20 protein-coding genes and 1 other annotated feature are annotated in these 21165 nt (G+C 55.0%); of the genes, 2 read left to right on the top strand and 18 right to left on the bottom strand.

Going from position 1 to position 21165, the window contains the following annotated elements:
* Window positions 1-25: 25 nt before the first annotated feature.
* From B5F80_RS07945 to B5F80_RS07885, 13 genes are all read right to left on the bottom strand, one after another.
* A complete protein-coding gene (locus B5F80_RS07945; protein WP_087478293.1) occupies window positions 26-760 on the bottom strand; it encodes a YebC/PmpR family DNA-binding transcriptional regulator in 735 nt (244 codons plus the stop codon).
* A gap of 15 nt (window positions 761-775) precedes the next feature.
* Window positions 776-1348, bottom strand: coding sequence for an RNA methyltransferase (locus B5F80_RS07940; protein WP_087478292.1), 573 nt, complete (start codon window positions 1346-1348; stop codon window positions 776-778).
* Window positions 1348-2082 carry a tRNA (guanosine(37)-N1)-methyltransferase TrmD gene (gene trmD / locus B5F80_RS07935; protein WP_087478291.1) on the bottom strand — a complete coding sequence of 245 codons (735 nt, stop codon included), beginning with the start codon at window positions 2080-2082 and terminating at the stop codon, window positions 1348-1350. Before trmD ends, B5F80_RS07940 begins: the two co-directional genes overlap by 1 nt.
* Window positions 2079-2582, bottom strand: coding sequence for a ribosome maturation factor RimM (gene rimM / locus B5F80_RS07930; RefSeq protein ID WP_087478290.1), 504 nt, complete (start codon window positions 2580-2582; stop codon window positions 2079-2081). Before rimM ends, trmD begins: the two co-directional genes overlap by 4 nt.
* 6 nt (window positions 2583-2588) lie before the next feature.
* Entirely contained in the window at window positions 2589-2996 is a 408-nt protein-coding gene (locus tag B5F80_RS07925; RefSeq protein ID WP_087478289.1) for a YlqD family protein, read from the bottom strand.
* Between the two features lie 8 nt (window positions 2997-3004).
* Window positions 3005-3232 carry a KH domain-containing protein gene (locus tag B5F80_RS07920; RefSeq protein WP_087478288.1) on the bottom strand — a complete coding sequence of 76 codons (228 nt, stop codon included), beginning with the start codon at window positions 3230-3232 and terminating at the stop codon, window positions 3005-3007.
* 15 nt (window positions 3233-3247) lie between these two features.
* Window positions 3248-3517 (bottom strand): 30S ribosomal protein S16, encoded by a 270-nt coding sequence (gene rpsP, locus B5F80_RS07915; RefSeq protein WP_087478287.1) that lies wholly within the window; start codon window positions 3515-3517, stop codon window positions 3248-3250.
* Window positions 3518-3563: 46 nt separating this feature from the next.
* Window positions 3564-4916 (bottom strand): signal recognition particle protein, encoded by a 1353-nt coding sequence (ffh, locus tag B5F80_RS07910; protein ID WP_087478286.1) that lies wholly within the window; start codon window positions 4914-4916, stop codon window positions 3564-3566.
* 12 nt (window positions 4917-4928) lie between these two features.
* Window positions 4929-5258 carry a YlxM family DNA-binding protein gene (gene ylxM, locus B5F80_RS07905; protein ID WP_087478285.1) on the bottom strand — a complete coding sequence of 110 codons (330 nt, stop codon included), beginning with the start codon at window positions 5256-5258 and terminating at the stop codon, window positions 4929-4931.
* Window positions 5259-5327: 69 nt separating this feature from the next.
* Window positions 5328-7379, bottom strand: coding sequence for a molybdopterin-dependent oxidoreductase (locus B5F80_RS07900; protein WP_087478284.1), 2052 nt, complete (start codon window positions 7377-7379; stop codon window positions 5328-5330).
* Between the two features lie 127 nt (window positions 7380-7506).
* On the bottom strand, window positions 7507-8349 hold the full coding sequence (thiM, locus tag B5F80_RS07895) for a hydroxyethylthiazole kinase (RefSeq protein ID WP_087478283.1): 843 nt from the start codon (window positions 8347-8349) through the stop codon (window positions 7507-7509).
* Window positions 8327-8863, bottom strand: a complete 537-nt coding sequence (gene thiW, locus B5F80_RS07890; RefSeq protein ID WP_087478282.1) for an energy coupling factor transporter S component ThiW — start codon at window positions 8861-8863, stop codon at window positions 8327-8329. Before thiW ends, thiM begins: the two co-directional genes overlap by 23 nt.
* Before the next feature lie 262 nt (window positions 8864-9125).
* Complete coding sequence (locus B5F80_RS07885) at window positions 9126-10526, bottom strand: alanine/glycine:cation symporter family protein (RefSeq protein WP_087478281.1); 1401 nt, start codon at window positions 10524-10526, stop codon at window positions 9126-9128.
* A gap of 358 nt (window positions 10527-10884) precedes the next feature.
* Between B5F80_RS07885 and B5F80_RS07880 the strand changes: the two genes are divergently transcribed.
* Complete coding sequence (locus B5F80_RS07880) at window positions 10885-11385, top strand: HD domain-containing protein (protein ID WP_087478280.1); 501 nt, start codon at window positions 10885-10887, stop codon at window positions 11383-11385.
* Window positions 11386-11400: 15 nt separating this feature from the next.
* Window positions 11401-12123, top strand: a complete 723-nt coding sequence (locus B5F80_RS07875) for an NAD-dependent protein deacylase (protein WP_087478279.1) — start codon at window positions 11401-11403, stop codon at window positions 12121-12123.
* 63 nt (window positions 12124-12186) lie between these two features.
* Here the strand turns inward: B5F80_RS07875 and B5F80_RS07870 are convergent, their stop codons facing one another.
* The 5 genes from B5F80_RS07870 to B5F80_RS07845 all read right to left on the bottom strand — a co-directional run bounded on the left by B5F80_RS07870 (window position 12187) and on the right by B5F80_RS07845 (window position 21165).
* Window positions 12187-14061: a cation-translocating P-type ATPase gene (locus B5F80_RS07870; protein WP_087478278.1), complete on the bottom strand. Its 1875-nt coding sequence runs from the start codon at window positions 14059-14061 to the stop codon at window positions 12187-12189.
* Between the two features lie 153 nt (window positions 14062-14214).
* On the bottom strand, window positions 14215-15549 hold the full coding sequence (locus tag B5F80_RS07865; protein WP_087478277.1) for an MFS transporter: 1335 nt from the start codon (window positions 15547-15549) through the stop codon (window positions 14215-14217).
* A gap of 68 nt (window positions 15550-15617) precedes the next feature.
* Window positions 15618-15862 (bottom strand) — a binding site (T-box leader).
* Window positions 15863-16057: 195 nt separating this feature from the next.
* Window positions 16058-16333 (bottom strand): metal-sensing transcriptional repressor, encoded by a 276-nt coding sequence (locus B5F80_RS07855; RefSeq protein ID WP_087478275.1) that lies wholly within the window; start codon window positions 16331-16333, stop codon window positions 16058-16060.
* A 24-nt stretch (window positions 16334-16357) separates the two neighbouring features.
* The gene (locus tag B5F80_RS07850) at window positions 16358-18721 is read right to left on the bottom strand and encodes an endonuclease MutS2 (RefSeq protein ID WP_087478274.1); all 2364 of its coding nucleotides are present in this window, start codon (window positions 18719-18721) and stop codon (window positions 16358-16360) included.
* 20 nt (window positions 18722-18741) lie between these two features.
* On the bottom strand, window positions 18742-21165 hold the full coding sequence (locus B5F80_RS07845; protein WP_087478273.1) for a DUF3656 domain-containing protein: 2424 nt from the start codon (window positions 21163-21165) through the stop codon (window positions 18742-18744).

Below are 21165 nucleotides of genomic sequence, written 5' to 3'. Positions count from 1 at the left end.
ATCTGTACTGCTGTATTTCGTTATCTTACTCTTCGTCTTCCACCATGTCGCCGTTGTGGTATACGTCCTGGACGTCGTCCAGGTCTTCCAGGGCGTCGATGAGTTTTTCGAGCTTTTCTGTGCCTTCGGCGTCCAAGGTAATGGTGTTGTCCGGAACCATGGTGATGGATGCGTGTTCCGTTTCGATGCCGGCGTCGGCCAAGGCTTTTTCTACGTCGTCAAAGGCTTCGGGCGTCGTTACGATTTCGAATTCTTCGCCTTCGGTCTTGACGTCGTCTGCGCCTGCTTCGAGGGCTACTTCCATGATCTGGTCTTCGTCGGCGTTTTCCTTGCTTACGACGAAGATGCCCTTGCTCTTGAACATCCAGCCTACGCAGCCTGTTTCGCCGAGGCTGTTGCCGTATTTGGAGAATACGTGGCGGACTTCGGCGGCCGCGCGGTTGCGGTTATCCGTGAGGACGTTGACCGTAACGGCAACGCCGGCCGGGCCGTAGCCTTCGTACGTAATTTCTTCATAGTTTTGGCCTTCTGTAGCACCGGCGCCTTTCTGGATCGCCCGCTTGATATTATCTTTCGGGATGTTGTTTTCTTTTGCTTTTTGGAGAGCCAATTTCAAGCGCATATTGCCGACCGGATCCGGGCCGCCCATACGGACGGCGATGGTGATTTCACGGCCGATTTTCGTGGTGATTTTGCCGCGGATGGCGTCGTTCTTGCCTTTTTTACGCTTAATATTTGCCCATTTCGAATGTCCAGACATTCTAATGCCTCCCTCTTATTTCCACCACTCCTCGCCGGCCAGGCGGTCTAAAATAATAGCCGCCGCCGAGCGTACTGACAAGTGGTTATACTCTCCTGCGCCGTATACGGGCTCCAGGATATAATCAAATTGCTCCATCGTCTCTTTCGTCATGCCGTAGCCTGTCCCAAAGAGCAGCAGCACCGGCGTGTCGTCTTCTTCGCGCTTGCGGCGCAGCTCCTTATAGGAAATGGTATTGGCATAGGTCCGCGCGTCCGTCGTCACGACGTACGGGCGCTTTCCTTCCGCCTCTTCCACGGCCTTGACGGCGTCCTCAATAGACGGGCGGATGTCGACGATGTCGAAAGCCTGGGTGCGGTAGGCGTTGTACTTCCTGCCGGCCGGGCTTTCCCAAAAGTCCATGATCTTATGCACCATGTCCAGCTGTCCCGGCACATGATGGATAATGAAATATTTTTTCACGCCATAGGTCTTGGCCGAACGGGATATGTCGTGGAGATCATAGTTCGTAATGGCCGTGGCTATGGTGTTGAAGTTTTTGTCATATATGGGGTAGTGCACCAATCCTACGTACAGAGACGATTTCATCAGGCTTCTTCTCCTTCCAGCTCCGCCAATATGGCCTTGTCCTTCGCAGACAGGTCGCAGGTTTCCAGCAGGTCGGGCCGCTTCTGCAGCGTCCGTTCCAAGGATTTGCGGCGCCGCCAGGCGTCTATCTTGGCGTGGTCGCCGTTTCGGAGCACCTCCGGGACGGTCAGGCCGCGGAATACGGCCGGCTTGGTATACTGGGGATATTCCAGCAGAGAAGCGTAAAACGAATCGTCAGCCGCGCTTCCGGCTGCGCCGAGGACGCCGGGAATCATGCGGGCCACGGCGTCGGTGATAGTCATCGCCGGCAGTTCGCCGCCGGTCAGGACGTAATCGCCGACGGAAATGGTTTCATCGGCCAGGCTTTCTTCTACGCGGTAGTCTACGCCTTCGTAGTGGCCGCACAGGAGAATGAGCTGGTCATATGCCGCCAGCTCCCTGGCCTTGGCCTGCGTAAAGGTTTCGCCGGCAGGCCCCATGAGGATGACGCGCCGTTTCGGCACGTCGCGGCGCACGGCCTCTACAGCCGCAAAAAGCGGCCCTGCTTTCATAAGCATGCCGCAACCGCCGCCATAAATCGTGTCGTCTACCATATGATGACGGTCATAGGTGAAATTTCTCGGATTGGTTACATCCAGCTCCAGCAGGCCGGCCACGCGGGCCCGTCCGATAATGCTGTGCCGGTAAAAGGCCTCTATCAATTCCGGGAAAAGTGATATTATATCGATTCTCATTCGTCTACCCATTCAGGCGGGTCGAGCACCATTTTTCCAGACTCTTCGTCAATGGATTTTACGACGTCGGGAATTGCCGCAAAGAGCGTTTCCTTTCCTTCGTCGTCGGTCACGACGTATACGTCGTTGCTGCCCGTCCGCAAGACGTCGGTAACAGTCCCTAATTTCACATCCTGCAAATCGTAGGCCGTCATGCCGATAATGTCAAAGATGTAATGCTGGCCTTCTTTCAGAGGCATCAAATCTTCTCTCGGCACCTGGAGCTCCTTGCCCCGGAGCAGCTCGGCGGCATTGCGGTCGTCGATGCCGCCGAACTTCATAAGGACGACGCGCTTATGGAGCCGCGCGGCAGCAACTTCGTACTTCTTGCCATCGATGTAGCCGTATTTCATTTGCAGGAAACGCTTCGGAAAATCCGTATCGGGATAAATACGAACATCACCCCGCACGCCGTGCGGGGCAACTATTTGACCGATTGTAAAGAAATCCAATCCAGCCATCGTATTTTATTGGCGAATGGCAACGATCTTGTCGTCTTCGACCAAGATTTCCGTTCCCATTAATTTACCCAAATCATCGCCGACTTGGACGACTACGGTCTGTTCAAGCGTGCCTTGTCTGATTTCGGAACCGATTGCTAACTGTTCAGCTTCGTTTCTGTCATGCTGCGCTTTTGCTTTGGCAGCCTGGAGACGCTGTTTTTGTTCTTCTACGCGGGCCCGCAGGGAAATCAAGCCCTGGGCGTCGATTTTCGCCTGTTCGGTCATCATGCGTTTAGCCTGGAATTCCAGGTTCTGCATTTCCCGATCGATATCACTCAGCGCCTGGTCCGTATTTCTGAGGATTTTATCCTTCAGCGCCTGGGTTACCTTGGCTTTTACGGCGACAGGAACGCGCAATGTAATCTGATCCATGGTTCCTCCTATACGATATCAACGGATACTTTCTTGTTCGCCTTCACTGCCGCAGCCTTGACAACAAGGCGCAGCGCTTTCGCGATTTTGCCTTGTTTGCCAATGACTTTGCCCATATCTTCGGGCGCGACATGAAGCTGATATACTTCGAGGCCTTTTTTCTGAATTTTCGTAACTGTAACTGCTTCGGGCTGTTTGACGAGCGCCTTGGCAATACATGCAATTAATTCTTCCATATGTCTCAGCCTCTCTTACTTCTTGGATGCTTCAAACTGAGCCATGATGCCGGCTTTTTTGAAAAGGGAGCGAATCGTATCGGTAGGCTGTGCACCTTTGCCGAGCCATGCTACTGCTTCTTCAGCGTTGACTACCAAACGGCTGTCAGCGTCTTTAGCCGGATCGTACGTGCCAATCGTCGCAACCGGACGGCCGTTGTTGCGGGCGTCGCGGGAATCAGCTACGACAACGCGATAAACGGGTTTCTTTTTAGCACCTAAACGAGCCAAACGAATTTTAATCATTGAAATTCACCTCCTCTATATGGTATCCCTATGGGGAATCAGCTATTTAAAAGGGCAGGCGGGGCAGGAAGCCGCGCCGTTTCCCCTGCTGTGCTTTCTTAGCCTGCTTCATCATTTTCTGCATCTCCGTAAACTGCTTGAGAAGGCGGTTTACATCCTGGACGCGGGTGCCGCTGCCCTTGGCGATACGCCGCTTGCGGCTGTCCTTGATGAGCATTTTCGGGTTCGTACTCGCCCGTTCCTGGGCGGTCATGGACGTGATAATCGCTTCAATGCGCTTGAACTCCTTGCCGTCCATGTCGATTTTATCGAGTTCTTTTTTATATTTGCCAATGCCGGGAATGAGGCTCATGAGACTGCCCATATTTCCCATTTTCTTGATCATCTGCAGCTGGCTGAGGAAATCATCGAAGGTAAAGCTGCCGCTCTTCATGGTCTTTTTCATGTTGGCCATGGATTCTTCGTCGAAGGCGGCCTGAGCCCGTTCGATAATCGTTTCTACGTCGCCCAAATCGAGGATTCGCGACGCATAGCGGTTCGGATGGAATTCTTCCAAGCCGTCGAGCTTTTCGCTGACGCCGATGTACTTGATCGGCTTGCCCGTCACGGCTTTGATGGACAAGGCAGCGCCGCCGCGGGCGTCGCCGTCGAGCTTGGTCATGATCATGCCGTCGATGCCGAGGGCATTGTCGAAGGCCGAGGCTGCCGTTACGGCGTCCTGGCCGGTCATAGCGTCTACGACGAGGAGGATTTCATGGGGATGAACCTCTCCCTTGATGTTGACCAGCTCGTCCATGAGGACTTCGTTGATGTGCAGGCGGCCGGCCGTATCGATGATGACGATATCGCGGAGATGGCTCAAGGCGTAAGGAATGGCGTCCTTGGCAATCTTCACCGGATCCTGGCATCCTTCTTCCGTATAGACAGGCACGTCCAGCTCCTGCCCCAATACCTGGAGCTGCGTAATGGCAGCCGGGCGGTATACGTCGCCGGCGACCAGCAGCGGGCTTTTGCCCTGCTTTTTCAGCAGCCGGGCCAGCTTGCCTGCCGTCGTCGTCTTACCGGCGCCCTGCAGGCCTACGAGCATGACGATTGTCGGCGGCTTGGACGCAATGGCGATGCGGCTCTGCGTCCCGCCGAGGAGCTCTGTCAACTCGTCGCGGACAATTTTAATAACGGTTTGGGAAGCATTCAAACTGCCGAATACTTCTTCGCCTACGGCTTTTTCCCGTACGCGCTTGATAAAATCTTTCGTAACAGCAAAGTTAACGTCGGCTTCCAGCAATGCGCGGCGCATCTCTTTCAGCGCTTCGCTTACGTCTTCCTCCGACAGCTTGCCCTTGCCGCGAAGCTTTTTGAAGGCCGCTTGAAACCGTTCTGACAAACTTTCGAATGGCATAAAAAGCCTCCTTTATAGCTCGATTTCTTTCAATATATGCGCAGCTTGTTCAATCTGCTCGGCCGTCCCCTGCTCCAGCAAGGCTGCGGCCTGGTCCAGCTTCTCCCGGGCCGCGTCATTTCGGGCCAGCAGGTGAAGCCGTTCTTCATACTCCTCCAGCGAACGCGATGCCCGGCGCAGCATGTCGTACGCGCCTTGTCTGGAAATGTTCAGCTCTTCGCCGATTTCTGTCAGCGACAGGTCCATTTCAAAATACATTTCCATACAGCGCCGCTGCCGCTCCGTCAAAAGAGGCCCGTATATATCGAGGAGCCGTCCCTTGCGCACTACATCTTCCAGCATGTTGTCACCGCCTCCGCATTCAGCGTACTGTGATAGTATACATAAAAAGGAGATGCCTGTCAAGTAGTTTTACTTGTCAGATGTGATTTTATCAGCGGTTTTATGCTGTCCGAATGATGGGACTGCCTGCTGCGCCTTTCTCACATTGACCCGGACATTATAAAAGGTACTGCCCCGTCCCTTATCGCTCAGGCGCTGCGACGTCAGGGCGTTGACCGACCGGTTGCCTGGGCAGCGCTCGATCCACCACAGGCCTTCCGACACGACCTGGCCCGGCGCCGTCCGGTCCGTTATCTGCAGGGTAAATAGGGCTTCGCCCCGGCTGTTCCAGGCGACGACCTTCTCGCCATCGCTGAATCCCTGCCGGGCCGCGTCATTGGGATGCATGAATAATACCATCGTACGGGAACGGGTCAATTCGTCCCGTTCATTAAAGGACGAATCCAATACGCGCGGGTCCGTTCCGTTGGTGAAATAGTAATCTCCGTCTTCCTCGCAGGCTGGGAAATAGTCAGGCACGGCCGGCGTTTCCCTGTCATTTCTGATTTCGATTTTTCCCGACGGCGTGCCGAAGGTCAGCTTGTACTGCTCCGGCAGTCCCAGCTCGACGGGGTCGCCGCGGCGCAGGGCGTCCCTGTCGACGGGAACGGGCCAGGAACTCGTCGAATCGATGAGCGCCTCGACGAGATCGTCTTCGCTTTGATGGAAAAACGGATCGTCTATTCCCATTGCCTTCGCCAAATCGCAGGCGACGCGCCAATTGGACCGGCATTGCCCCAAGGGCTCGATGACGGCCCTTCCTCGTCCGACGACGTAGCTGCCGTACGAATAATAGAGGTCGTCATGCTCCAGCGACGTCGTCGCCGGCAAGATGATATCGGCATAACGGGCCGTATCGGTCATGAACCGCTCGTGGACGACGGTAAACAAATCTTCCCGTGACAGGCCGGCGATGACTTGATTTTGGTCAGGAGCCGTGCAGGCCGGATTGGATGAATAGACAAAAAGGCTGCGTATAGGCCGCTCTGTCTGCAGCAGGGCCGAGCCGATTTCGCACATATTAACGCGCCGTACCGGCTTTTTCCACTCGTCCTTTGTCACGACGGACTGGTCGAAGGCCGTACTGCACGACGTCGACATCATCAGGCCGCCGCCCGTATATTGCCATGCGCCGCTGGCAGCAGGCAGACAAGCGATGAGCCGCACGGTCATGGCTCCGTTCGTATAGCGCGACAATCCCGCGCCGAGGCGAATAAAGGGAGCCTTCGCTCTGCCGTAAGCCGCGGCCAGCTCTTCCACGACAGCTGCCGGAACACCTGTGACCTCCTGCACATAGGCCGGCGTATATTTCGGCAGCACATCCTTCTGCAGCTCCGTCCAGCCCTGCACGTATGCATGGATAAACGCCTCGTCGCACAGGCCGTCCCGCTGGAGACAATGCAGGACGCCCAAGGCCAAGGCCCCGTCGCTGCCTGGCCGGGTCTGGATAAACCGGTCGGCCCGCCGCGCCGTCTCGGTAGCATACGTATCAATGCACCAGACCTGAGCGCCCCGCTTCTTCGCTTCCCGCACATCCTTGAGAAAATGGAGGTTCGTCGACAACATGCTGATGCCCCAGAGAATGATGAAATCGCTGTGCTGCGCTTCCTGAGGCCTCATGCGCAGCGTATGTCCCATGACGCAGTTCCATCCGTAGTTCTTAGCGGCCGAGCAAATCGTCCGTTCCAGCTCAGACGCGCCGAGCCGATAAAATAGGCCGTGGTATGCATTGTGCTGAACCATGCCCATCGTGCCGGAGAAGGAATAGGGCAATATGGCTTCACCGCCGTATACATTGATTATGTTCCGCCATCTTTCGGCAATGACATGCAGCGCCTCGTCCCACGACACCGGATCAAATTGGCCGGAACCCTTTGGACCTGTCCGGCGCAGCGGCGTTAAAAGTCTTCTTGGCGAATACACCGTCCGCTCGTAATGGGCCATTTTCGGACACAGCATACCCCGTGTAAAGGGATGATCAGGATTGCCAGACACCTTGACAACGATGCCCTTATCTCTGTAAGCCAATATCCCGCAGGCATCGGGACAATCATAAGGACAAACGGTTTTGCAGATTTCCATAGTCTCACCTCGTATGCACTAGTCTATATCCGCATTGTATAAAACAGATGTATTTTTGTCAAAATCAACGAACCTTCTGTATACGCAAAAAGCGTTCTGCCGAGAGAACGCCTTTTATGTACATATATTATTGTATTAAAAGAAATCGTTTTTCTTTCCATATGTCAGCCAGCGTCACATTCGATATGGCGTCAAAAAGGCCGATATGGAAGCTGCCCATGCCCTTGGATTCCGCTGCCGCCTGCTCGCCGGCAATGCCCATAGCCGCCGCCGCCAGTACCGCCGCGTGCCACGGCTTATGAGCTGACATATACACAGCCGTCAGTACGCCGAGCATGCAGCCTGTGCCTGTCAGCTTCGCCAGGACCGGCGTGCCGTTGGCAATGCCGCAGGCTTGCGTTCCATCGGTTACGACGTCGACAGGACCGCTGGCCAATACGACAGCCCGATGGGCCGCCGCATAGGCACCGAATTCCCCAGCTGCCGCGGCAAAGGTATCGGCCGTCACGGCATCGGCCGCGCCGGCGTCGACACCCGAGCCATGGGAGTCTAACCCGCAGAGAGCGCGGATTTCCGAGCTGTTGCCCTTGATGACTGCCGGACGATAGGTTTCGATAAAGTCATGGGCAAAACGGCGGCGCAAGGTACTGCACGATACGCCTACGGCGTCGATAAGGATGGGTATACCCAACTCGTTGGCCCGCGCGGCGGCCCGCTGCATGCCTTCCATGCGGTCGTCGGCAATATTTCCCAAATTCACGGCCAGTACGGAAGCCAGCGACACGAATTCCGCCGCTTCCTCTGGGTGAAAGGCCATGTTAGGACTAGCTCCAACGGCCAGCACCAAATTGGCGCAGTCGTTCATCGTGATGGGATGGGTAATGCAGTGAATGAGCGGCTTCGTCTCTTCGACATGGCGAAGGATGAACGCAAAGGACTCATACAGATTATTTTCGTTTTCCATTTTCATATACCTGAATACCTAATTTCTGCTGAAATTCGCGGAGCGTGCCGCTGCGGGACAAGGCCATGAGCAGGCAGAAGGCGATGGAACCGCCGATGAGGGTCCCGCTGATGAACATGGGCACGTAGTACATCCACGACAAGCCCGTACGGCCGTAGAAGATTTCCATAACCGGGTAAGACACGACAGCGCCGATAATGCCGGTGCCGATGATTTCACCGATGACGGCGCAGATAATCTTGCCCTTCGACGCCCGGTACAGCAAGCCCGACAAGACAGCGCCAAAGACAGCCCCCGTCAGCGCCAGCGGCGGAATCCCCATGATCGTCATGCGGATAATGCCGATGAGCGTCGCGCACAGCAGGGCATACCAGGGCCCCATGAGGACGGCGCAGACGATATTGATCAAATGCGCCATGGGGCACATGCCTTCAATACGCAGAATCGGCGAAATGACGACGCCCAGACCAATCAGCATAGCCAGCAGCACCAGCCGCAGCACTTTTTTATCTTTTTCCATAAAAAAACTTCACTCCCTTTATTGTATTCCCGGCATATCTGCGGCAACACGAGGAGCGAAGTTTTTATGATTGCAGCTTAAATACACGGCTCCCGCCTGCAGACGCCAAGGCATCGGTCGGTACTCCCTAGTACCCTCTCACCCCGAAACACGGGTTCCCTCGCTATGTATTGAAAAAAGACTCAGGGCGCTCCCCCTCAATCTCAAGTCTTAGTATAGCAAAATCGAGGGAGATGTCAATTCTATATGCACAGATTCTCTTTTATTTCCAGAATTCCACTTCCGACAGGTTGAGGCCGATGGATTCGGCTTTGAAGACCGGGTTCTTGCCTTCGGCGCGCTGCCGCTGGTAGTCCTTCAAGGCTTTGACGGCAACGTTGCCCAGAATAAGGCAGGCCGGGATGTTGATGAGGCACATGAAGCCCATGAGAATATCGGCGATAGCCCATACGGCGGCCATGGACATGCCGGCGCCGACGAAGATGGCGATGACGCAGACAACGCGGAAGGCCGTCATGAACTGTTTGGTCGGTTCGCCGCGGTGAATGAAGTTAATGCAGTTATCGACATAGAATAGGTTGCCGATGAGCGTCGTAAAGGCAAACAATACCATGCTGAAGGTAATCAGCATCGGGCCGAAGCTGCCGTATGCCGACGTGGCGGCCTGCTGGATGTATACGGCCCCGGCCGCTTCTTCCGTAATGGGCACGCCGGAGCACAGGCCGAGGAAAGCCGTCGCGCTGCAGACGAGCATCGTGTCGATGAAGACGGACAGCATCTGTACCAAGCCCTGCTTTACGGGATGGCTGACGTGAGCCGACGCAGCGGCGTTCGGAGCCGAGCCGATACCGGCTTCGTTGGAGAACAGGCCACGCTTGATACCGTAAATCATGCACGAACCGGCGACGCCGCCCAGAATCGCTTCAAAGTCAAAAGCGTCGGCAAAGATCATGGCAAATACGCGGGGAATTTCACTGATATGGAACAATACGACAAACAAGGCCGCTAAAATATAAATCGCGCCCATGACGGGAACCATGACCGACGTCACCTTGACGATGCGCTTGCCGCCGCCCATGACGCAGTAGCCGACGAGAAGGGCGATAATGGCGCCGAGAATCCACGGCGTCGACGTCTGGTCATAAAAGCCGTATACGGCAAAGGTAGACTGGAGGTTGTACGAAGCCAGCATGTTGAAGCCGCCGGCATAGGTCAGAATCAAAAAGACGGCGAAGATGACGCCTAAGGTGCGGTTATGCATGGCCGTTTCGATATAGTACGCCGGGCCGCCGTAGCTTCCGCCCTGGCTGTCGCGCCGCTTGTACACCTGGGCCAAGGTACTTTCAATAAAGGCACTGGCGCCGCCGATAAAGGCCAGCAGCCACATCCAGAATACCGATCCCGGACCGCCCAGGCAGACGGCCGTCGATACGCCGATGATGTTGCCCGTACCGACGCGGGAAGCTGTAGAAATCATGAGGGCCTGGAAGGAGGAAATAGCTCCCTTTTCCACAGGCGCTTCCATGACGACGCGCACGCTTTCGCCGAACATGCGAATCTGAACGAGTCCCGTCTTGGCCGAAAAAATCAAGCCGGCTACGCTGAGGACGACAATCAGCACGGGATAGTACATAAAGTCATCTAAGGCTAATAATAAATCCATACTATGTCTCGCACTTCCTTTCTCTTTGACATCTCGGCGCATCTTGTCTATCCCGGGAGTGCAGACGATAGGACAGTACGGCCTGGTCAATCAAATAATAAAATCTTTTTTCACTATACAAAAATCGTAATACGTTTTACGATGATTGTCAATAATTATACAAGAATAGCCTATATCAAATTGATATGTACGATGCTTTTTCATTGCGTATTGCATATCCTATACAAGCGGACAAGAGGCTGAAAACTTGTAAGCTTATGACCGCCTTCGTAATTTATAGTTTCCAAAGTGCGGTTCCATTTATTTTCTTTACTTCAGCCCTGTAGTATAATAAAAAAAGAAAGAAAGGTGATTATACATGTCCTTACTGCCAAATCTCATTGCACAAGCCATTGCCTTTGACCGAGGCGACGCCCGGCGCATCCATCATTTTCTCAAGGTTTACGCCTATGCCGACACGATCGGCCGCTTGGAAGGCCTTCCGGACGACGTGCAGGAAACGCTCGCCGCGGCGGCAATTCTCCACGACATCGGCATCCACGCCGCCGAAGAAAAGTACGGCAGCTCCAGCGGCAAATACCAGGAGCTTGAAGGACCGGCGCCAGCGCGGCGCATTCTCTCGTCTTTAGGCTGCGATGAAGGGCGCATCGACCGCGTCTGCTATCTCATCGCCCATCACCATACGTACGACGGCGTAGACGGCATAGATTATCAAATCCTGCTGGAAGCAGACTTCCTCGTCAACGCTTACGAAGACAACCTGCCCAAAGATGCGATCCGCACCTTCTGCCGCAAAGTGTTCCGTACAGAAAGCGGCATCGGGCTGCTGCGAGAAACATTTGATATACAAGATATATAAAAGGAGGAAATTCCCATGACTAACGTAGACAAGTTCATCGATATGGTCCGCCATTCGGACAATATCGTATTCTTCGGCGGCGCCGGCGTATCGACAGAAAGCGGCATCCCCGATTTCCGCAGCGTCGACGGCTTATATAATCAGAAATATAAGTACCCGCCTGAAACGATTTTAAGCCATTCCTTTTACGTCAGCCAGCCTGAAGAATTTTACCGGTTTTACCGCGACAAGATGCTTTGCCTGGACGCGCAGCCCAACGCCGCCCATATAAAATTAGCCGAATTGGAACAGGCCGGCAAGCTGAAAGCCATCGTCACGCAGAACATCGACGGCCTCCATCAAAAGGCCGGCAGCAAAAACGTCCTCGAACTGCACGGCAGCGTACACCGCAATTTCTGCCAGCGCTGCCATAAATTCTTCGACGCCAAATACATGCTCCACAGCGACGGCGTGCCGAAGTGCGACGCCTGCGGCGGCCCTATTAAACCCGACGTCGTCCTGTACGAAGAAGGACTGGACAACGACGTCATCGAACAGTCCCTGTACTATATCAGCCATGCCGACATGCTCATCATCGGCGGCACGTCCCTCGTCGTCTATCCGGCAGCCGGCCTGGTCCGCTACTACGGCGGCCATAAGCTGGTCCTCATCAACAAATCAGCGACGGATATGGATAAGTCTGCCGATTTAGTCATCAACGAGCCTATCGGCGAAGTATTCAGCCGCATTACACTATAACGACACAAAAAGGAGACAGGTCCTCTTCGGCTGTCTCCTTTTTTTATGCATACGCACGCATTATTATGAATTATAATTCCATTTCAATAAAAAGGCCGAGTTGACAATGACTATAACCGAGCCGGCATTGTGCACCAGGGCGCCGACGACGGGATTTAATATACCGAACATGGCCAAGGCGACGGCGATGAAATTCAGGGTCATGGAAAAGGTCAGGTTGCATTTAATCGTAAACATCATCCGTTTCGATAAGGCCACTAAATGGGGCAGTTCTTTGACTTCATCGTCTACGAGGACGATATCGGCAGCGTCGATGGCGATGTCGCTGCCAATGCCGCCCATAGCGATGCCCACATCGGACTGTTTCAGGGACGGCGCGTCGTTGATGCCGTCGCCAATCATGCAGATGCGTTCCTGCCTGTTTTGGTAATCCCGAATATGACGGAGCTTGTCTTCCGGCAGGCATTGGGCATGTACGTCCTGAATCCCTAGCTGGGACGCGATGGCCTTTGCGGCGTTTTCGTTGTCCCCAGTCAGCAGCACCGGCTGTACGCCTAATCTGGTTAAATCCTGCATCATAGCTGCGCTTTCCCTGCGCACCGTATCGGTCAATGCCAGAAAGCCGGCAAATGCGGAATCGACGGCAACGTATATGATCGTACTGCCTTGGGCAATATATTCCTCGGCCCTATCTTTTGCTTCTTTCGATAGGACAGTACCAGCCGCTTCCATCATGGATTCATTACCGGCACGGACGTCTCTTCCCTCTATGCAGGCCGTTACGCCGGAGCCGACGATCATGTGAAATTGCTCTGCCCTCGGCAAGGCTGTGCCGTAAAGCTGCTGGAATCCCCGCACGACGGCTTTGCCCAAGGGATGTTCCGACGACGCTTCCGCTGCGGCTGCCAGCCGGTACAGCTGTTCTTTGCCAATAGCCGTTTCTGACGCCCAGACAGCTGTCACCTGCGGCATTCCATACGTCAAGGTACCGGTTTTATCAAAGGCAATTTTCGATACGCCGGCCAGGCGCTCCAGAGCATCGCCTTCGCGGACGAGGAACCCGTGCTTCGTCACGTTGCCGATACCGGCCATGATAGCCGTCGGCGTAGCCAATACGAGGGCGCAGGGACAAAATACGACGAGAATCGTAACGGAACGGATTATTTCCCCAGTAACAAACCAGGTTGCAGCGGCAGCCGACAACGCGGCGACGACAATCCATGTCGCCCAGCGGTCAGCGATGCCGACGATCTTGGCCTTCCCGGCGTCAGCCGACTGGACGAGACGGATCATGCGCTGAATAGAGCTGTCTTCGCCGACCTTCTTCGCTTCCATCGTAAAAGCGCCGAATTGGTTTACCGTACCGCTCGCCACAGTATCGCCGGCTTTTTTATCTACCGGCAGGGATTCGCCGGTCATGACGGCCTGGTTCACTGACGTCTGGCCGGACAGGATGACTCCATCGACGGGAATCGTTTCGCCGGGAATCACGCGCAGGATATCGCCGACCTGTACATGACTGGCTTCGATGAGTTCTTCCCTGCCGCCGCGCAGCACCCGGGCCGTCTGCGGCGTCAAGCGGACGAGCTTTTCAATTCCAGCCCTGGCTTTGGAGACGGTCATTTCTTCCAGCAGCGCGCCGAGCTGCATGATGAAGGCAACTTCACCGGCGGCAAAATCTTCGCCGATGATAACTGCCGCGACTAAGGCAATCGATACGAGTACGTCGGCCTTAATGTCAAATTTCGTAATCAGCCCAATACAGGCCTCTAAGATAATCGGCACGCCGCACAGTATGATAGCCACCCACGCCGGCTCAAAGGGCAGGGACCATAAATCAAAAATGCTGACAACCAGGGCAATCCCCGATATGACCAGCAAAACAATATCCTTTTTCATACCGCCTAATTCCAAAAACCATTCGAGTCGCTCAACCATATCATATCCCTCCTAAATAGGTATACCCCTATATGTATATTCTACGTGTCCATTATACATATAGGGGTATAGGCAGTCAAGGAAATTTAAAAAAGAGATAGCGCGTCGGAATCTCTCCTTCACGCTAGCTCTTATAGTTTTCTGACAACAGGTTTATGCGTGGGCGTTCGTCGTCGCTGCGACGTGTTCTCTCGTCTTTTCTACGGCAGCTTTCGTTTCGGCATTTTTAGGCATAGACCAGACGATGACGGCAGCCAGGAATACCAATACGGCGAAGATATACATGCCGGCGTCGCGGCTGTAATTCTGAATCATGTAGCCCAGCAGCATGGGGGCGAAGAAGCCGCTCAGGTTGCCCAGGGCATTGATGGCTCCGCGAGCGCCGCCGGCCACTTCGGGCTGGAAGGTTTCGGCGACGATCGTCCACAAAACGGGATGGCCCGACAGCCAGAAGAAGCCGCAGAGGCACAGGAAGGCAAAGGACAGCCAACCCGAATAGGACGCCGTAAATACGGAAGCAATGATGCACAAGCCGACGCAAACGTACGGAATGATGCAGTACTTGCGGCGGTTCTGGCTCTTATCAGCCATGCGGCCGAAGAAGACGATGCCCAAGGCGGCAGCGATATTCGGCAGCGCCGACAGCCAGCCAACCATGCCGATATCGGCTTTCAGGATATCCTTGATAATCGTCGGCAGCCAGAAGCTCAATACGTAGAAGGCGCAGCAAATGAGGAAATATACGGCAACCATTTTCCACAAGTTAATATCGAAGACCAATTCTCTATAGCTCGTCTTCGTCGCGCTCTTATTCGTGGCGGCAGCGGCTTTTTTCGCGGCCGCTTCGGCAGCCAGTTCGCTTTCAATCCAGTTGCGTTCTTCTTCACTCAGCCATTTCGCCTTGCTCGGACGGTCGGCGATGAGGGGCATCCACAAGAAAATCAAGGCGATGGAAGCTACGCCTTCGATGATGAACATTTCACGCCAGCCCCAGGTCGCGATGAGCCAGCCCGAAATGGGGCCGGAAATAATAGCCGATAAGGGGAAGCTCAGCAAGAAAATCGAATTGGCGCGGGCTCGTTCCGCCGGCGGGAACCAATGAGAAATAATGACTAAAATCGCCGGAAAAATACCGCCTTCAGCGATGCCCAAAATAAAGCGCACGACGTTGAATTCAAAGGACGTGCTGATAAATCCGCAAATCGTCGCGCAGCCGCCCCAAATGACGATCATGGCCGCAATGAAATGCTTGGCGCTCTTCCGTTCCGCCAAATGGCCGCCCGGAACCTGCAGGAGCAAATAGCCCCAGAAGAAAATGCCGATGGCCATGCCGATCGCCACGGCGTCTAAGCCCAAGTCTTCCATCATGCCGCCGGCCATGGCAAAGGAAATATTGGCGCGGTCGATGTTGGCCACAATATATACCAGCACTGTCGCCGGCAAAATGCGCCACCATCGCGTGTTTGGAATCTTCGTTTCGTTCGTCATACTACCATCTCCTTCAAAATCTCTGTTCTTTCCATAGTACAACTCAAAATAAAAAAATCTTTCATCTCACCAGAGACGAAAGATTTACTCACGCGTTACCACTCTAATTCATGCCATACGGCATGCCCTCAGCAGGTACGGACAATGTGTCGATACCCTCCTGTCTGTTAACGGCCAGGCCCCGGCTCCGCCTACTGCAATGTTCAGGGAGCTGCTTCGAGACGAGTTCACTTCCATTCCGTTGCCGCTTCCCACCAGCCAGCGGCTCTCTGCAAACTTTCTGGAACTTACTATTTCTCTTCAACGCATTTTTATTTTGACTTGATGTATGCATAGTACCACAACTCATAATCTTTGGCAAGCAATTTTTTGAAAATTTTCAGTAAACTTTTAGGTTAATCGTTTTATTTATCCCATCAAATTTAAGTTAATCGTTTAAATAATAAAGAAAAGCCGCAGCAAAGGCCCTTGTCAGAGGCCGGCTTCGCTGCAGCTTTTCATGTCATTTTTATTTAATATTCGCAAACCGTTCGACGGCTTTCGTAAACTTTTCGATGGTCTTGTCCGGGTCGCCGTGGGCAATGCCGTCGCGGACGCAATGGCGGATGTGACCTTCTAAAATAACCTGTCCGCACTTATGCAGGGCCGATTTCGCCGCATTAATCTGCGACAGGATATCTTCGCATGGAATATCTTCGTCAATCATGCGGTCGATAGCCTGTACCTGGCCGATGATCTTCTTCAGCCGGCGGTGCAGATTCTCTGCATCCATGCATTGTTTCATGTAGCATTCCCCCTTATGTGCTGACTAAAAATATACGAGCGTTACGCCGGCGCCGCCGCCTTCTACGTCGTCGAGGGCGTACTTCTTGACGAAGGGCTGGCCGTCTAAAAACTCGTGGATTTGACGGCGCAGGGCGCCGCTTCCCTTGCCGTGGATAATGCGCACCGGGCTGAATCCGGCAGCCAAGGCCTGATCCAGGAATTTTTCCACGTCCGGCAGCGCTTCCTGATAAGTCTTGCCGATGATATTGAGCTCCGTTGCAACGCTGGCCGTGCGGATAGGCCGGAAGGAAGACGAAGCGCTGGCCTTGCGTTCCGCCTGCTCTTCCCTCTTGATTTCATCCAGATAGGGGGCGCTGACATCCTGCAGCTTGACGCGAACCGTCATGCCCCGGACCGATACGGTCAGCTTCTTGCCGTTGATTTCCGTGACCGTACCCAGTCCGTCCAGGGAATTGATAAATACACTTTGGCCTACTTCAAGCTGCGACGGGTCGACAGGATCGCGGCGCGGCTTTTCCTTATCGGGCAGGGAAATCTGCTGAATCGCCCGGCGGGCCTGGTCGATAGCCTTGGCCTTTTCCTTGTCGGAGCTGTCCTTGGACTGCTGCTTGAGCTCGCGGATGATCCGTTCCGCTTCGACGCGGAGATTGCGCTTCAAATCAAAGGCTTCGCGGCGGCTCGAGTCGATAATATCCTGCCGCTTGGCCGATACCTTTTCCTTTTCCCGGCGCAGCTCGTCTTCTATGCGGCGCACGTCAGCCAGCTTCTGTTTCAGCTCGGCCTGCTCTTCGTCCATGCGCTTGGACTGGCTGTTGAGCTTGGTTAAAATAGCTTCCATATCGACGTCCTGGGCCTTGCTGCGGAGCTCTTTCGCCTTAGCCAGTATCTCCGCCGGCATGCCGAGGCGCTCGCTGATGCTGAAGGCATGGCTGCTGCCGGCGGCACCGATGCGCAGCTTATATGTCGGCCGCAGCGTTTCTTCGTCGAATTCTACGTGGCCGTTTTCAATGCCCGGCGTATTGTAAGCGTAGTTTTTCAAGTCGTTGTAATGGGTCGTCACCATGACGTACGACCCTTTCCGATACAAGGCGTCCAGTACGGCGATGGCGATAGCGCTCCCCTCGGCCGGGTCCGTACCGGAGCCCAGTTCGTCGGCCAGAATGAGGTCGTCAGCCGTGCAGTGGCGCAGGATGTAGACGATTTGCTTCATATGGCTGGAGAAGGTACTGAGGTTCTGGGAAATATCCTGTTCGTCGCCAATATCAGAAAAGACGTCGCGGAAAATGGGCAGCTCCGAATCTTCGCCCACAGGGATGAACAAGCCGGCCTGATGCATGAGAACCAACAGCCCCAGCGTTTTCATCGAAACGGTCTTGCCGCCTGTATTGGAGCCCGTAATGAGGAGAATGCGGTATTCGCCGCCGAGAATAATCGTATTTGGCACGACGGCCTTCGCGTCGATGAGGGGATGGCGGGCCTGGACGAGGCGGACGATTCCCTTCTGCGAAACGGACGGCCGGCAGGCCTTCATCTGCTGGGCCAGCTGCGCCTTGGCAAAGGCGAATTCCAGTGCGGCGACGCATTTCGTACTGTCCATGAGATCGTCATACTGACCGCTCACAAGAGCTGTCAGGCGGCGGAAAATACGCTCGATTTCCTTCGTCTCGCCGATGCGGGCAGCCTGCAAGTCGTTGTTGGCATTGACGATAGCCAAGGGCTCGATGTACAGCGTTGAGCCGCTGGCCGACGTGTCGTGGACGATGCCCGGAAAGGCATGGCGGTACTCCTGCTTGATGGGCACGACGTAGCGGTTGTTGCGAACCGTTACCAGAGCGTCCTGGAAATACTTTTGATATTCTTTATTCTGCAGCACGCCCGTTACATACCGCTTCGTCTGCCGTTCCAGCTCGACGATGCGGTTTCGCAGGCGCATGAGCTCCGGCGACGCGTTGTCGCGAATCTGGTGATTTTGGTCGAACACGCCGGCCATTTTATGAGAAATAAGGGAAAAATCACCGATACCTTCGGCTTTCTCTGCCAGCTGGGGATATTCCTCCCCCTTATCCATAAAATACTGGCGGATGTCGCCGTATCGCCGGACGTTGTTCCAAATATCGATGCAGTCCTGCCCTTCGAGGGTCACGTCGCGCCGAGCCTTTTCCAAGGCCGGACGGATATCGACGATGCCCCCCATTGGCACGGACGCCTCGCTTTGCAGACAACGATAGGCTTCTTCCGTATCGTTCAGGCTCCGGGCTACTTCCTCTGCATCGCATACCGGCTTGAGCCGGCGGGCAATCTCCTTGGACATGCGCGACGGCGCAAGGCGGACGAGCATGTTTTGTACTTGATAAAAGCCGAGAATACGCAAACTTCGTTTATTCATCTATTTTCGTTACTCCTGATTTATAAAATACCGCGGAAAAAATGGCCTCGCGTAACACCGCGGTCTTCCTTACCGAAGACCATCGTTTCCAATCCGTCGCGGAGGCGGACGTACTGCTTCGCCGCGCGGCCTACCCATTCGGGAGAGCATCCCCGCCCTTCAATGCGCAGTACGGAAATGCCGGCCCGTTTCAGCTCGTTGAAATAGGGAGCCATGTTCAGCTCCTTGCTGTTCAGGATATGATTGAGGCAATACTGATCCGTCACGACGGGAAATTGTTCGCTGCGCCTGTCTTCCAAGGCAAAGCCGCCTTTCATACAGGGAGCAGAGCAGCCAGCCTTGCGGCCCGTTCCGGCGAAGGCCGCGACGGCGCATGATTCGGTAATCATCATTTCCAGCCGTCCCGCTATGACGGCTTCGACGGGACAGCGGACCGCTTCGGCTATCTTCCCTATCTGCCGCAGCGTCGCTTCGGCCGACACGGTAATGCCGGCGCAACCCAGCCGCACGTATTCGCCTGCCGCCGCGCTATTGAATATATTTAACGACCAGTCGGCATATACAGGTATATCGGCCCCCATATCCCGCAGCATGGAAAATACGCTCATAGAGCCGGCATACACTCCGTCAACGCCGCTCTGCAGGGCCTGTTCCAGCTCACGCCGCACTAGCCCGTTATGCCGCTGCGATACGACGCGGGGCGTCGCCGCCCACAAGGACGCGCCGCCTTCATGGGCAACGCGGACGGCTTCCAGCCACTGGGCGGCAGAAAACGAATGGTGATGGTACGATTCACCGCCGAAAATCACCCGGTCGGCGCCGCTGTCTGCGGCAGCCTGGACGGCGTCTATGGAATCGCAGCGGACGGCTATGGATAAGGGTATGGGCTGCCCATTGCCTGAGGCTTGGACAAAGCAGTCGGCAGACGGCGTCCCGGCCGACGGGCGGACGTACTCCGCCAGAATATCTTCGGTCAGCTTATCGGCGCATTGGCGGCGCAGCTCGTTGAGCACGCTGGCCGGAATCATATACGATTCATCCCAAATCGTAGCGTCGGCCAGCATAAAAGGCGTATCGCCGAGGCGATCGAGCTGACTCTTCACCCATTCAGCCGTGGCTGGACGTTTCTTAGCCTTCTGCACGACATAGTCCGATATGACGTCCGCCGCATGACCTGCTTCATCCCAGCCTGTCAGCCGCAGCCGCCCTTCGCCGTCTGCATCGACGTGGCAGTACAAGGCGATGCGCCGCTGCAGCCCTTCGGCATGGCTCTGCCGGTCTTCCTTGCGGGCCAAGCGGTATATGGCGCCGGTCAGCAAATCGCTGCGGCGCATTTCCAGGACAAATTGTTTCTTATTAGAAAACGTACCGACGGCAGAGCGGACTTCATCAATGCATTCCCGTCCGTCAGGCGCGACGATTTTGATCATATCGCCGGCAGCCAGGGGCTCGTCCAATACGGCGTCGACGACATTGTCCCGATACGCCGAGGCTATACCGACGCGCCGGCCCTGATTGCCGCCGCCCTGCTCGGTAAGGGTGCGGCGGCCTACCGTCCCGGCGAGGAAATCGTGCTGATACGTGCGGTTAAAGCTTTCCGCTGTCAGCTGCACTGCGTCGGCCATGGCGTCCCTTCGCTCCTGCGCCGAGCGGCAATGGCTGTCCATGACGCGGCGGTAGGCCTGTACGACGGAACGGACATAGCCCAATCCTTTCATGCGGCCTTCGATTTTAAAGGAAGAAACGCCGGCATCCATGAGTGCATCGATATATTCGAGGCTGTTCAAATCCTTCAAGCTCAGGATATAGGCGTCCTCCTTCAGCAAGGGACTGCCGTCTTTCGTCAAGCTATACGGCAGGCGGCACGGCTGGGCGCAGGCGCCGCGGTTGCCGCTGCGGCCGCCGATAAAGCTGCTCATGAGGCATTGTCCCGAGTAAGACATACACGATGCGCCGTGAATAAACACTTCAATAGCCATGGTCGTATGACTGCAGATTTCCCGGATTTCATCAAGGGATACTTCCCGGGCCAGGACGGCCTGCGTAAAGCCGAGTCGTTCCAAAAAGCGTACGCCGTCCAAATCGGCGACGGTCATCTGCGTACTGCCGTGCAGGGGCAGATTGGGCACGACCTTGCGGGCTATGGCGGCAACGGCCAAATCCTGCACGATGATGCCGTCTACACCGATAGAATCCAAATATTTCAAATAGCCCGTCAGAGCCTTCAGCTCCTTATCGGCCATGACGATGTTGACGGTCACATATATCCGTACGCCGAACACATGGGCAATGCGCACGGCTTCGGCTAATTCCTCATCGGAAAGGTTATGGGCAAACTTGCGGGCGTTAAACGACTTGCCGCCTAAATACACGGCGTCCGCCCCGGCGTCAATAGCCGACAGCACATGATCCAGCGAACCTGCCGGCGCTAATAATTCTGCCAT

The sequence above is a fragment of the Megasphaera sp. An286 genome, assembly GCF_002163455.1.
Taxonomy (GTDB): Bacteria; Bacillota; Negativicutes; order Veillonellales; family Megasphaeraceae; genus Megasphaera; species Megasphaera stantonii.
This window is presented reverse-complemented; position numbering and strand designations above follow the sequence as displayed.